Below are 11,824 nucleotides of genomic sequence, written 5' to 3'. Positions count from 1 at the left end.
GCCTCAGTCGTTGAGGTGCTGGCGGAGGTAGGACTCGACCTGGTCGAGGGCCACCCGCTCCTGGGTCATGGAGTCGCGCTCGCGGATGGTCACCGCCTGGTCCTCGAGGGTGTCGAAGTCGACGGTGATGCAGAACGGCGTGCCGATCTCGTCCTGGCGGCGGTAACGGCGGCCGATCGCGCCCGCGTCGTCGAACTCGACGTTCCAGCGCCTGCGCAGCCGTGCGGCCAGGTCCTTGGCCTTCGGCGACAGGTCGGCGTTGCGCGACAGCGGGAGCACGGCCGCCTTGACCGGCGCGAGGCGGTGGTCGAGGCGCATGACCGTGCGCTTCTCCATGACGCCCTTGGCGTTGGGCGCCTCGTCCTCGCTGTACGCGTCGATCATGAACATCAGGGCGGTGCGGTCCACGCCCGCCGCGGGCTCGATCACGTAGGGGATGTAGCGCTCGCCGGTGTCCTGCTCGAAGAAGCTCAGGTCGGTGCCGGAGACCTTCGAGTGCGTGGACAGGTCGTAGTCGGTCCGGTTGGCGATGCCCTCAAGCTCGCCCCACTCGCTGCCGGTGAAGTTGAAGCGGTACTCGATGTCGACGGTCCGCGTCGAGTAGTGGGAGAGCTTCTCCTTCGGGTGCTCGTAGAGCCGGAGGTTGTCCTGGTTGACGCCCAGGTCGACGTACCAGCGCATGCGCTCGTCGATCCAGTACTGGTGCCACTCCTCGTCGCTGCCCGGCTTGACGAAGAACTCCATCTCCATCTGCTCGAACTCGCGGGTGCGGAAGATGAAGTTGCCCGGGGTGATCTCGTTCCGGAACGACTTGCCGATCTGGCCGATGCCGAACGGGATCTTCTTGCGCGCCGACTGCTGCACGTTGAGGTAGTTGATGAAGATGCCCTGCGCGGTCTCCGGGCGCAGGTAGGCCAGGCCGGACTCGTCCTCGACCGCGCCGAGGTAGGTCTTCAGCAGGCCGCTGAACTGCTTGGGCTCGGTGAAGGAACCCTTGGTGCCGCAGTTGGGGCAGGTGATGTCGGCCAGGCCTCCGGCGGGCTCCTTGCCGTGCTTCTCCTGGTAGGCCTCCTCGAGGTGGTCGGCCCGGTAGCGCTTGTGGCACGACTGACACTCGGTGAGCGGGTCGGTGAAGGTCTCCACGTGGCCGCTGGCCTGCCACACCTCGCGGGCGAGGATGACGCAGGAGTCGAGGCCGACGACGTCCTCCCGGCCCTGGACCATGGACTTCCACCACTCGCGCTTGACGTTGTTCTTCAGCTCGACGCCCAGGGGGCCGTAGTCCCACGACGCGCGCAGGCCTCCGTAGATCTCGCTGGAGGGATAGACGAGCCCACGTCGCTTGGCGAGGCTGACGATGGTGTCCATGATGTCCGTACGGCGTGCCATAAGGGAAAATCTCCATCCGGCTGGAGGTCGGCGAGGAATTGGTCGGGACCAGCTTAGGGGAGGCCGGGACGGCCGGTAGCGTGCATTGGCCATCCCGCCCGCCGCACCCGCCGGCGGCCGGCGGCCGGCGGTCACCCCCGTTCGACGTCCTCGAACGCGCTGGGCTCGTTGATCATCAGCGTCATCAGGGGATACATCGCCATCCGCGCCGCGCCGAGGGCCCGCCGGTAGAACCCGGCTCCCTCCCACTCGCTGACCAGCGCCCACAGCTCGGGCTCGTCCACCGACCTCGACACGCGGCCGCGCACGTATCCCGGCTGGGCGGCCAGCGTGTCGACGATGTCGTGCGCCTGGGCCAGGAACTCCTCGGTCCGCCCGTGCGGCACCGAGTAACGGATGAGAGCGAGCATCCGCCCAGCATGCCAGACCCTCCCGCGGGCGCCCGTCGCGCCGTCCCCGGCCGCCCGTGCGGCCGGGGACGGCGGACGCGCACGGCGTTTCAGGAGGCGCTTCGGGAGACCAGCGCCCGGAGAGCGGCGATCGCCTCCGCCTCGGCCCGGTGGATCCCGGCGAGCCGCTCGCTCAGGTCGGCGAAGAGGGCCCCGACGTCCTCGACCGGCGGGGCCCCGTCCAGCTCCGCCCGCAGCGCCCGCAGCTCCGGACCCTCCGCCGGGGGCTCCGTGCCCGCCGTCCCCTCCGAGAGCAGGGACTCCCGGACCGCGGCGGTGAGCTCCCGCATCCGGGCGAAGCCCGGGACGTCCGGCGAGAATGCCGCCTCGGCCAGGTCGTGCCAGAGCCCGTGGATCCGCCGGAACTCGTCGGCCAGACCTCCCAGGGGCAGGTCCAGCAGCCCGGCGGCCTCCTCCAGCCCGTCGGCGAACAGGTCACGGAGGTTGCCGCCGTCCGCGCCGACCGGCTCGACGCCCTCCCACAGCGACAGCAGCGCCCCCGACAGACCCCGGCCGTCGGCGAAGACCTTCGGCCACGCCTTGGCGTTCCGGGTGTCGACGAGCAGCCGCGACCACTTGCGCCAGGCGGGCAGCGAGAACGAGTCGGAGGCCGAGCTCAGGTGGTCGGCGGCGTCGCGCAGGCCTTCCCGAGCGGCCGAGACCAGCCGCTCGGGGACGATCTCCGCCGGCTCCAGGACGTGCGTGACGTTCCTGTAGGACGGCACGCGGGCCCGGGCCGCGTCCATCCGCTCGCGCGGCACCCGGATCGGGGCCGTTCCCCGGTCGTCGACGAGCACGTCCTTCTCGTCGCGCCGGTAGGCGACGACCGGGTGTCCGCCGTGCCCCTCCATGCTCCGCGGGAGGCCCCAGTAGCCGACGTGGTAGCGGTCGGGCAGCACGATGCAGGGCCGTCCGGCGTCCAGCTCACCGGCCAGCAGCTTCGCCGCGCCCTTCGCCCCCGAGGTGGTGTGCGCCGCGAAGCGGACGCCGAGCCGGTCGAGGGTCTTCGCCATCCAGCGGTCGTGGTACTGCCACTGGTTGCGGAAGCCGAGCGTGAGGTGGCGGCTGTCGTCGTGCTTGAACTCCCACAGGATGTATCCGGCCCCGAGGCCGCCTCCGGCGAGGAAGACCATCGGCTCGCCGACCGCGGCACCCCGGTTGGCGAGGACGTTGGCGATGGCCGCGCTGCCCGGATGGCGCCCGCCGTGGAAGGTCCAGGCGCCGTCGGCCCGCGGCTCCGGCCGGTCGACGAGGTGGCGGCGGGCGGCGGTGTAGCTCTCGCCCGTCCTGGCCATCCGTGCCCGGATCCGGACCTTGAGCTGCTTCTTGCTGGTCATGGTGGCTCCGCTCGCGGCATCCGGCCGACCCCAGCCCACGCCTGACGGTCAGCCCGCCGCGCTGTCGGCCAGCACACGGGACCCGCCTCTCCTGAGGCGCGCATGTCCCCTTTGCCTCCGTGGAGCACGGGCAGCGTGGGTGCCCGATAGAGGAGGTTCGGCGCCGGAGCTCGCCGGCATCGAGTTTACGGACGGCTCCCGGCGCGGCACAAGGCTCTCCTCGGCGGACCATACCCGTGCCGGGCGTCCCGGCGTTAGGCTCTGGCCGTGGCCGACAAGAGCAGCTCAGCCGACCGCCCCGGGCGATCCGCGCACCCCCTCGCCCAGAGCTCCGTGCCGGACCGCGCGGGGTCCGCGCGGGCCCCGAGACCGGGCCGCACGTCCGCCAGGCGCCCGCTCCCTCCCGGCGAGCAGTTCTTCACCCCGGGCGCCACGGGTCTGCGGCAGCGGGTCGAGCGGCTCAGCGCGGCGCCGATGGTCTTCCTGTTCCGGCTCCCGCGCTGGATCGTCCCGGTGGTCCTGGTGGTCCTGCTGCTGGCCGGCTTCGCGATGCCGTCCTTCTGGGGCGGCCTGGCGGTGCTCGTGGTGGCCGGGTTCGTCTGCTGGCTGGCCTACATGTCGTGGCCGTCGCTGGGCGCCAAAGGCCGCATCCTCCGGGTCGCGCTGCTCACTTTCCTGCTCCTGCTGGCCGCCGACCGCTTCGGGGCCTTCTAGGCCGGCCCTTCCCCGCGCCTCGCCCGCGGGCCTCCCCGCCGGAGCCCTGGGACGCGCCCGGCGGTATCTCCGAACACAGGTGATCCTTTTCTCCGCACAAATGGTGGAATATACGAATATTTGACGTAATTGTGAGGCTATGTCTAGATTCGGGCGCTATCACGGGTTCTGCCGGTCGACACCCCTCCCCCACGTGCGAGAACGGTCCGGTCGCGGGATCCGCGGGACCGGAAGGAAGACATCCCCATGCGCACCACCACGCCCCCCATCTCCCGGCGCCGGAGACCGGCCCGCGCGGCCGTCCTGCTGGCCGCCCTGTCGGCCGTCGGCCTGTCCGCCGGACCGGCCCTCGCCGCCGGCGCCGGCCAGGGCGGGGGGACCCCGGCCGCGCACGTCGCGCCCGCCCCTGCGGGGGTGGCGGCGCCCTCCGCCTTCACGCACCCCGGCGTGCTGGTCGGCAGGGGGCAGCTCGACTTCGTGCGGGCGAAGGTCAGGGCGGGCGCCCAGCCGTGGAAGAAGGCCTACGACACGATGCTGGCCAGCCCGTACGCCTCGCTGTCGCGGACTCCGAAGGCGCGCGCGGTCGTGGAGTGCGGGGCCTACTCCAACCCGAACCACGGCTGCGTCGACGAACGCGTGGACGCGATCTCCGCCTACACCCTCGCCCTGGTCTGGTACGTCGAACGCGACGACCGGTACGCCAGGAAGGCGATGGAGATCATGGACGCCTGGTCCGCCGTGCACAGGGACCACACCAACACCAACGCGGCGCTCCAGGCCGCCTGGGCCGGCGCCGTGTGGCCCAGAGCCGGTGAGATCATCCGCCACGCCTACGGCAGGTGGCCCTCCGCCTCGGTGAACCGCTTCGCCGGCATGCTCCGCGACGCCTACCTGCCGGAGGTCACCCAGGGCGACAGGTTCGCCAACTACAACGGCAACTGGGAACTGACCATGATGGACGCCGCGATCGGCATCTCGGTGTTCCTGGAGGACCGCAGGACCTACGACCGGGCCATGGCCCGGTTCCTGCGCCGCGTTCCCGCCTACGTCTACCTGAAGTCAGACGGCGCCTTCCCCGCTCCGCCGCCCGGCGGCAGGTACAAGACGAAGGCCGGAGTGATCGAGTACTGGTACGGCCAGACCACCTTCGTCGACGGCCTCTCGCAGGAGACCTGCCGCGACTTCACCCACACCGGGTACGGCATCGCGGCCATCTCCCACGTCGCCGAGACCGCCCGCCTCCAGGGCCACGACATCTACCCGCAGGTCCGCGAGCGGCTCCGGCACGCCATGGGCTTCCACGCCCGGTACCAGCTCAGCACGTCCATCCCGTCCTGGCTGTGCGGCGGATCGATCAAACTCAAGGTGGGACCGGTCACCGAGGTCGGCTTCAACGCCCTGCACAACCGGCTGGGCATCCACATGCCGAACACCCAGAAGCTCACCGAGCAGCAGCGTCCCGCCGGGACGGACAAGCTCTTCGTCGCCTGGGAGACCCTCACCCACGCGGACAACCCCCGGTAGGACGTCCGCCGCCGCCGGAGCCCCGCGACGGCCGGTGACCCGCGCGGGCCCCGCCGTACGGGACGGGCCGAAAGCTGTCCCCGGTCAGCCCGCGTCGTCCGTCCGGGACAGGTAGAGGGACATCCGGGTGCCGCTCGGACTCACGTCCGCGTCCAGTGTCTGATCGTCGAGAGCAGCCGCGGCATCGGGGTCCAGGAAGACCCGGACGTCCTCCTTCTTGATCACCTGGTCACCGTCATGCGGCACGCTCGTCAGGGACAGTTCAAGGGTGGAGGTGTCATCGGCCTTCGGAGTGATGCGCAGCCCCGCCTCCTTCGGCAGGTTCTCCCCCACCATGAGGTCGCGTATCGCCTCCACGGCTTTTTCGGTCAGCGTCAGCACGACAGGCTCCTAAGGGCGATGGATCCGTCTTGACCGGCGTCTCGCTCGGCGAGAGGAGACGCCGTCCATATCACGTTAAAACGGCTGTCCGTATCCATCTCCCCCTGCCGGAACAGCCCAAACGCCCTCCGAGCGCCCCCCGCCGTCGGCTCCCCGAGGGCCGATTTTGACAACCGTTTTCATTTACGCGCATACTGGACGCATGATGTCCGACTCCTCCCGACGTATCCGCATGCGCGTCACCGGCCTGCTCGCCGGGGCCACGCTCCTCACCGCCGCGGGCTGCGGCACCGGGGCCGAAGGCTCGACCGGGTCCGGCGGCACGGAGGGAGGCCGGCCGGAGATCACCGCCGCCATGTACCCGCTGCAGTGGCTGGCCGAGCAGGTGGGCGGGTCCGACGCCACCGTCACCGGGCTCACCAAGCCCGGCGTCGAGCCGCACGACCTGGAGCTCTCTCCGCAGGTGGTCGCCGGACTGGAGAGCACGTCCCTCGTGGTCTACATCAAGGGCGTGCAGCCCGCCGTGGACGAGGCCGTCGAGCAGCACGCCGCCGACCGGGGCTTCGACGCGGCCACCATGGTCACGACCCTCCCCGCCGGGCAGGGGCAGGGCCACGAGGAGGAGGGCGGGCACGCCGGGGAGCCCGGCGACGGACACGGGGACGAGGCCGGTGACGAGCACGGGGATGAGCACGGCGTCTCCTACGACCCGCACCTCTGGCTGGATCCGAGCCGCTTCGCCACCGTGGCGACGAAGCTCGGCGAGAAGCTCGCCGCCGCCGACCCCGCCCACGCCCAGGGCTACAAGGACCGCGCCGCGAAGCTCTCCGCCGACCTGACCGCCCTCGACAAGGAACTGGCCTCGGGTCTGGCGAACTGCGGCTCGGACGCCATGGTCACCAGCCACGAGGCCTTCGGCTACCTGGCCAACCGTTACGGGCTCCATCAGATCGGCATCAGCGTCGACCCCGACGCCGAACCCTCCCCCGCGCGCCTGGCCGAAGTGTCCGAAGTGGCCAAGCGGGAAAAAGTGACTACGATTTTCACCGAGACCCTCGTCAGCCCGAAGGTCGCCGAGGTTCTCGCCCAGGAGGTCGGCGCCACGACGGCGGTTCTCGACCCGATCGAGAGCCAGCCCGCCACCGGCGACTACCTGTCCGCCATGCGCCAGAACCTCACGACCCTCAAGGCGGCCCTGAGCTGCTCGTAAAGGCACCTGTGACAGCGAGAGAAGAAGCCTTCACCATGAGCGGCGGCCAGGTCAGCCTGGACCGCCGCCCGGTGCTGCGCGGCATCGACCTGACCGTCCGTTCCGGAGAGGTGGTGGCGGTGCTCGGCGCGAACGGGTCGGGCAAGTCCACTCTCGTCCGCGCCCTGCTCGGCCTGGCCCCCCTGTCCGGAGGCTCCACCCTCCTGTACGGCAAGCCGCCCGCGCGTTTCCGCGAGTGGTGGCGGATCGGCTACGTGCCCCAGCGGCTCTCGGTGGGCGGCGGCGTGCCGGCCACGATCCGCGAGGTCGTCGCCTCCGGGCGGATCTCCAGGCAGAGCCGGTTCCGCCCGACCAGCGCGGCCGACGCCGCCGCGACCGCACGCGCGCTGGAGGCGGTCGGCCTGGCGGACCGAGCCGGGGACCCTGTCCAGGCCCTGTCCGGCGGGCAGCAGCAGCGGGTGCTGATCGCCCGCGCCCTCGCCGGCGAACCCGACACCTTCGTCATGGACGAGCCGACGGCGGGCGTCGACGCCGCCAGCCAGCAACTGCTGGCCGACACCCTGTCCGGCCTCGTCGAGCAGGGCAGGACGGTCGTCCTGGTCGCCCACGAGCTCGGCCCGCTGGAGCCGCTGGTCACCCGGGCCGTGGTGCTGCGGGACGGCTGCGTCTGCCACGACGGCCCCCCGCCCAAGGCGGTCGGCGCGCACGCGCTGCCCGGCCACGACCATGTGCACCCGCATGCCGAGGAGCGGCCCGCGGGCCCGCTCGACTGGAGACCCACATCGTGACCGCCCGCACCCCGGGCCTTCGCACGCCCGCCCCGGAGGCGACCCGATGATCGACCTTCTCCGGTACGACTTCATGCAGCGGGCGCTGATCGCCGCGTTCCTCGTCGGCCTGGCCGCCCCGGCCATCGGCACCTTCATCGTGCAGCGCCGCCTGGCCCTGCTGGGCGACGGCATCGGGCACGTCGCACTGACCGGTGTGGCGCTCGGCTTCCTTACCGGCACCGCCCCCGTGCTGACCGCCGTGGTGGTCGCGGTGCTCGGCGCCGTCGCCATCGAGCTGGTCCGCGCGCGAGGCAGGACCAGCGGCGACGTGGCGCTCGCGCTGCTGTTCTACGGCGGCATCGCCGGCGGCGTGCTGCTCATCTCGCTCGCCCCCGGCGGCAGCAACGCCACTCTCATGTCCTACCTGTTCGGTTCGATCAGCAGCGTCACGGTCCAGGACGTGCAGGTGATCGCCCTGCTCGCGGTGGCCGTGCTCGGCGTGGTGGCCGTCTTCGGCCGGGAGCTGTTCGTGCTCTGCCAGGACGAGGAGGTCGCCAGGGCCGCCGGGCTGCCGGTCCGCCTGCTCAGCCTGCTGATCGCGGTCACCGCCGCGCTGACCGTGGTCATCGCCATGCGGGTGGTGGGGCTGCTGCTGGTCAGCGCCTTGATGGTGGTCCCGGTGGCGACCGGCCAGCAGCTCACCCGGGGCTTCCGGAGCACGATGCTCCTGGCCATGCTCTTCGGGATGACCGCCACGGTGGGCGGGCTCGCCTCGTCGTTCTACGTCGAGGTGCCGCCGGGCGCCCTCATCGTACTCGTCGCACTGGGAGGGTTCGTCCTGGCCCTCGGGCTCGGTAGATTCGTACGCCGAAGTCGATCCCAGGAGTCCCAGCCATGAGCAACAGACGCAATGCCGTCCATGAGATCCTTCGCCAGAGCGAGGGCTTCCGCAGCGCGCAGGACGTCTACGCCGAGATGCGCGCCGAAGGCGCCAAGATCGGCTTGACCACGGTCTACCGGGCTCTCCAGACACTGGTCGACAGCGGTCAGGTGGACGTGCTGCGCACCGACGACGGCGAGTCGGTCTACCGGGCGTGCGCCAGCGTGCACCATCACCACCATCTGGTCTGCCGCCGTTGCGGGCGGACCGTGGAGGTGGCCGGGCCCGCGGTGGAGCGCTGGGCCGAGGCGGTCGGCACCGAGCACGGCTTCACCGAGATCACCCACACGGTCGAGGTCTTCGGCACCTGCTCGGCCTGCTCGGCGGCGAAGGCAGGCTGACCGGTCCGGCGGGGCCGACCGCGCCGGACCGCAGACAGTGACGGGACCGATACGGCCATGTCCGGTCACGGCGAACTCCTGAGAGGCTGCGGAGAGATACGCTTCCGGGACGGCGAGCCGCCGTACGCGCGCAGCCACACCCGCAACCGCATACGACAGGAGTCAACATGCCATTCGGACATGACATGGTGCACTCACTCGCCACCGCCGTCGACCTGGTCAACACCTCCCCCGCGACCGGAGGCGAAGAAGGGCTGGGCGACCTGGCCGGACTCGGCGAGTTCGTGGAACGGTGGCAGGTGAGCGGCGTCGGGGAACTCGGCGCCGCCGACCTGACCCAGGTGCGCGCCCTGCGTGAAGCCTTCCACAAGGTCTTCACCGCCCCCGACCAGGCCACCGCGGTCATCCGGCTGAACACCCTGCTGAGCGGGACCCGCATCACCGCGCGCCTGACCGAGCACGACGGCCATCCCCTGCACATGCACTACTTCGCGCCGGGCGCCTCCCTCGGCGAGCACCTCTCGGCCGATCTCGGCGTGGCCCTGGCCCACCTGCTCGTCGAGGGCGAGTGGGAGCGCCTGCGCACCTGCTCGGCGCCCGACTGCGAGCGCGTCTTCGTCGACGAGTCCCGCAACCGCTCCCGGGTCTACTGCGACAGCCGTACCTGCGGCAACCGCATGCACGTGGCCGCCTACCGCGCCCGCCGCCGCGCCTGAGACGCGTGGCGGGCCGCACGTGAACCCCGCCGGGCGGGCTCGCCTGGCGGGGTCGCGGCCCTCCGGCTAGGCCTTGGGCTTGGCGTACTCGTCGGCGCCGCCCGCGAAGTCGTAGATCACGGCCTGCTCCTCGCCGACGACCCAGGCGTCGTGCCCGGGCGTGCAGACGAAGGCATCTCCCGGACCGACCTCCGCCTCCGCGCCGTCGTCCATCCGGATGCGGAGCCTGCCCTGCACGACGAACCCGTTGTGGTGGACCTCGCACGAGTCGGTGCCGGCGATCTGCTTGACCGACTCCGACCAGCGCCATCCGGGCTCGAACGTGGCGACGCCGAAACTCAGCCCCGTCAGGTTGCACACCTCCAGGTGCCCCTTCGGGAAGTCCCGGCGCTCGTCCGGCTTGTCGATGCTCTTCACTTCGATCATGACGTCCCCCCTCGTCAGTTTCAGTCTCGCACCGCGGAGGGGATCGCCACAAGGCGGTGACCTGGGACGGAAGTCCGCCGAAGGACCTACCCGGCCTGGTTGGGAACGGCCCCGCCGTAGCGCCGGTCGCGCTTGGCGTAGGTCTCGCACGCCTCCCACAGGTCGCGGCGGTCGAAATCGGGCCAGAGCCGGTTGAGGAAGACCATCTCGGCGTAGGCCGTCTGCCAGATCAGGAAGTTGGAGGTGCGCTGCTCGCCCGAGGAGCGCACGAACAGGTCCACGTCGGGGATCTGCGGCTCGTCCAGATAGCGGGCGAAGGTCTCCTCCTTGACCCGGCCCGGCTTGACCCGTCCGGCGGCGATGTCCTCGGCCAGCTTGAGCGCGGCGTCGACGATCTCGGCGCGGCCTCCGTAGTTGACGCAGAACTGCAGGGTCAGCGTGGAGTTGCCCTCGGTCATCCGCTCGGCGTCCTGGAGCTCGGAGATGACGCTCTTCCACAGCCGGCCCGGCCGGCCGGCCCAGCGGACCCGCACGCCCATCGCGTGCAGCTGGTCGCGACGGCGGCGGATGACGTCGCGGTTGAACCCCATCAGGAAGCGGACCTCGTCGGGGGAGCGCTTCCAGTTCTCGGTGGAGAAGGCGTAGGCCGACAGGTAGGGGATGCCCAGCTCGATCGCGCCCTCGATCACGTCGAAGAGGGAGGACTCGCCCGCCTTGTGCCCTTCGGTGCGCGGCAGGCCGCGCTGCTTGGCCCACCGGCCGTTGCCGTCCATCACGATCGCCACGTGCCGGGGCACGAGGTCACGCGGGATCGGCGGCGGGGTGGCGCCGGAGGGGTGCGGAGTGGGCGGGCGGACGTTCACGTGGCGGGCTCCCTTTCTACGTGTCGGAGAGAGCGTATGCCGTGTTCCAGATGCCACTGCAGGTAGGCGGCGACCAGGCCGCTGCACTCGGTGCGGTGCCGGGCGAGCGAGGCGTCGGCGGCGGGCCAGTCGCCCTTCAGCAGCGCCAGCATCAGCGCGAGGGTCTCCCCCTCGGGTACGGCGGCGCCGGCGGGACGGCAGTTGCCGCAGACCACGCCGCCCGCCACGATGGCGAACGCCCGCACCGCCGCGGCCTCGCACCGCGCGCACACCTCCAGTGCGGGGGCGTATCCGGCCACGGCCAGCGAGCGCAGGAAGTAGGCGTCGAGCACCAGCCTGGCCTCGTGTTCGGCGGCGGCCAGGGCGCGCAGGCCGCCGACGAGGAGCAGGAACTGGCGGAGCGCGGGCTCCTTCTCCCCCGCGATCAGCCGGTCGGCGGTCTCCAGCATGGCGCTGCCCGCCGTGTAGCGCGGGTAGTCGGTCACGAGCGCCTCGCCGTACGGGCGGATGGTCTCGGCCTGGGTGACCACGTCCAGCGTGCGGCCGACGTGCAGCTGCAGGTCGACGTGGGTGAACGGCTCCAGCCGGGCGCCGAAGCGGGAGGTGGTCCGCCGCACGCCCTTGGCGACGCCGCGGATCTTGCCGGTCCGCTTCGTCAGGACGGTGACGATGCGGTCGGCCTCCCCCAGCTTGTGGGTGCGCAAGACGACGCCCTCGTCACGGTACAGACTCACTTTCCCCAGTTTAGTCCGAGGTCCCCTGTG

The 11,824-nt window shown here is 71.4% G+C and carries 14 protein-coding genes; 7 read left to right on the top strand and 7 right to left on the bottom strand.

Translation table 11 applies throughout. From position 1 onward, the window contains the following. Positions 1 to 3 precede the first annotated feature (3 nt). From HS041_RS14560 to HS041_RS14550, 3 genes are all read right to left on the bottom strand, one after another. Positions 4 to 1,389 carry a glycine--tRNA ligase gene (locus tag HS041_RS14560; RefSeq protein WP_196441220.1) on the bottom strand — a complete coding sequence of 462 codons (1,386 nt, stop codon included), beginning with the start codon at positions 1,387 to 1,389 and terminating at the stop codon, positions 4 to 6. 131 nt (positions 1,390 to 1,520) lie between these two features. Beyond that, positions 1,521 to 1,799, bottom strand: coding sequence for an antibiotic biosynthesis monooxygenase family protein (locus HS041_RS14555; protein ID WP_196441219.1), 279 nt, complete (start codon positions 1,797 to 1,799; stop codon positions 1,521 to 1,523). A gap of 89 nt (positions 1,800 to 1,888) precedes the next feature. After that, positions 1,889 to 3,175 carry a BtrH N-terminal domain-containing protein gene (locus HS041_RS14550; RefSeq protein WP_196441218.1) on the bottom strand — a complete coding sequence of 429 codons (1,287 nt, stop codon included), beginning with the start codon at positions 3,173 to 3,175 and terminating at the stop codon, positions 1,889 to 1,891. 267 nt (positions 3,176 to 3,442) lie between these two features. Between HS041_RS14550 and HS041_RS14545 the strand changes: the two genes are divergently transcribed. Both HS041_RS14545 and HS041_RS14540 read left to right on the top strand, forming a co-directional pair. Beyond that, on the top strand, positions 3,443 to 3,889 hold the full coding sequence (locus tag HS041_RS14545; RefSeq protein WP_230879067.1) for a DUF6703 family protein: 447 nt from the start codon (positions 3,443 to 3,445) through the stop codon (positions 3,887 to 3,889). Positions 3,890 to 4,135: 246 nt separating this feature from the next. Then, positions 4,136 to 5,413 (top strand): alginate lyase family protein, encoded by a 1,278-nt coding sequence (locus tag HS041_RS14540; protein WP_196441217.1) that lies wholly within the window; start codon positions 4,136 to 4,138, stop codon positions 5,411 to 5,413. An 84-nt stretch (positions 5,414 to 5,497) separates the two neighbouring features. On the opposite strand, the gene HS041_RS14535 is transcribed toward HS041_RS14540, so the two are convergent. Then, the gene (locus HS041_RS14535; protein ID WP_196441216.1) at positions 5,498 to 5,794 is read right to left on the bottom strand and encodes a Fe-S cluster assembly protein HesB; all 297 of its coding nucleotides are present in this window, start codon (positions 5,792 to 5,794) and stop codon (positions 5,498 to 5,500) included. A 202-nt stretch (positions 5,795 to 5,996) separates the two neighbouring features. Here HS041_RS14535 and HS041_RS14530 point away from each other — a divergent pair, with 202 nt between their 5' ends. The 5 genes from HS041_RS14530 to HS041_RS14510 all read left to right on the top strand — a co-directional run bounded on the left by HS041_RS14530 (position 5,997) and on the right by HS041_RS14510 (position 9,771). Next, on the top strand, positions 5,997 to 7,004 hold the full coding sequence (locus HS041_RS14530) for a metal ABC transporter substrate-binding protein (protein WP_230879066.1): 1,008 nt from the start codon (positions 5,997 to 5,999) through the stop codon (positions 7,002 to 7,004). A 35-nt stretch (positions 7,005 to 7,039) separates the two neighbouring features. After that, on the top strand, positions 7,040 to 7,792 hold the full coding sequence (locus tag HS041_RS14525) for a metal ABC transporter ATP-binding protein (protein WP_196441215.1): 753 nt from the start codon (positions 7,040 to 7,042) through the stop codon (positions 7,790 to 7,792). A gap of 46 nt (positions 7,793 to 7,838) precedes the next feature. Then, positions 7,839 to 8,672 carry a metal ABC transporter permease gene (locus tag HS041_RS14520; RefSeq protein ID WP_196441214.1) on the top strand — a complete coding sequence of 278 codons (834 nt, stop codon included), beginning with the start codon at positions 7,839 to 7,841 and terminating at the stop codon, positions 8,670 to 8,672. Next, positions 8,669 to 9,055, top strand: coding sequence for a Fur family transcriptional regulator (locus HS041_RS14515; protein WP_196441213.1), 387 nt, complete (start codon positions 8,669 to 8,671; stop codon positions 9,053 to 9,055). Before HS041_RS14520 ends, HS041_RS14515 begins: the two co-directional genes overlap by 4 nt. Before the next feature lie 167 nt (positions 9,056 to 9,222). Further along, positions 9,223 to 9,771, top strand: a complete 549-nt coding sequence (locus HS041_RS14510) for a CGNR zinc finger domain-containing protein (protein WP_196441212.1) — start codon at positions 9,223 to 9,225, stop codon at positions 9,769 to 9,771. Between the two features lie 66 nt (positions 9,772 to 9,837). Here HS041_RS14510 and HS041_RS14505 read toward each other — a convergent pair whose 3' ends face one another. The 3 genes from HS041_RS14505 to recO all read right to left on the bottom strand — a co-directional run bounded on the left by HS041_RS14505 (position 9,838) and on the right by recO (position 11,794). After that, positions 9,838 to 10,197, bottom strand: coding sequence for a cupin domain-containing protein (locus HS041_RS14505; RefSeq protein WP_196441211.1), 360 nt, complete (start codon positions 10,195 to 10,197; stop codon positions 9,838 to 9,840). Positions 10,198 to 10,283: 86 nt separating this feature from the next. Beyond that, on the bottom strand, positions 10,284 to 11,060 hold the full coding sequence (locus tag HS041_RS14500; protein ID WP_196441210.1) for an isoprenyl transferase: 777 nt from the start codon (positions 11,058 to 11,060) through the stop codon (positions 10,284 to 10,286). Beyond that, positions 11,057 to 11,794 (bottom strand): DNA repair protein RecO, encoded by a 738-nt coding sequence (gene recO, locus HS041_RS14495; protein WP_196441209.1) that lies wholly within the window; start codon positions 11,792 to 11,794, stop codon positions 11,057 to 11,059. The genes HS041_RS14500 and recO overlap by 4 nt, the downstream gene beginning before the upstream one ends. Positions 11,795 to 11,824: the final 30 nt, after the last annotated feature.

Source organism: Planomonospora sp. ID67723 (genome assembly GCF_015711605.1).
Classification (GTDB): Bacteria; Actinomycetota; Actinomycetes; order Streptosporangiales; family Streptosporangiaceae; genus Planomonospora_A.
Note: the sequence above shows the minus strand (reverse complement) of the source record. Positions and strands in the feature narration are given on the sequence as shown.

What these genes read in the sequence shown, in the direction of transcription:
- HS041_RS14520 (WP_196441214.1), top strand. Translation starts at nt 7,839, where the DNA reads ATGATCGACCTTCTCCGGTACGACTTCATGCAGCGGGCGCTGATCGCC.
- HS041_RS14505 (WP_196441211.1), bottom strand. Translation starts at nt 10,197, where the DNA reads ATGATCGAAGTGAAGAGCATCGACAAGCCGGACGAGCGCCGGGACTTC.
- HS041_RS14515 (WP_196441213.1), top strand. Translation starts at nt 8,669, where the DNA reads ATGAGCAACAGACGCAATGCCGTCCATGAGATCCTTCGCCAGAGCGAG.
- HS041_RS14525 (WP_196441215.1), top strand. Translation starts at nt 7,040, where the DNA reads ATGAGCGGCGGCCAGGTCAGCCTGGACCGCCGCCCGGTGCTGCGCGGC.
- HS041_RS14555 (WP_196441219.1), bottom strand. Translation starts at nt 1,799, where the DNA reads ATGCTCGCTCTCATCCGTTACTCGGTGCCGCACGGGCGGACCGAGGAG.
- HS041_RS14530 (WP_230879066.1), top strand. Translation starts at nt 5,997, where the DNA reads ATGATGTCCGACTCCTCCCGACGTATCCGCATGCGCGTCACCGGCCTG.
- HS041_RS14550 (WP_196441218.1), bottom strand. Translation starts at nt 3,175, where the DNA reads ATGACCAGCAAGAAGCAGCTCAAGGTCCGGATCCGGGCACGGATGGCC.
- HS041_RS14560 (WP_196441220.1), bottom strand. Translation starts at nt 1,389, where the DNA reads ATGGCACGCCGTACGGACATCATGGACACCATCGTCAGCCTCGCCAAG.
- HS041_RS14540 (WP_196441217.1), top strand. Translation starts at nt 4,136, where the DNA reads ATGCGCACCACCACGCCCCCCATCTCCCGGCGCCGGAGACCGGCCCGC.
- HS041_RS14510 (WP_196441212.1), top strand. Translation starts at nt 9,223, where the DNA reads ATGCCATTCGGACATGACATGGTGCACTCACTCGCCACCGCCGTCGAC.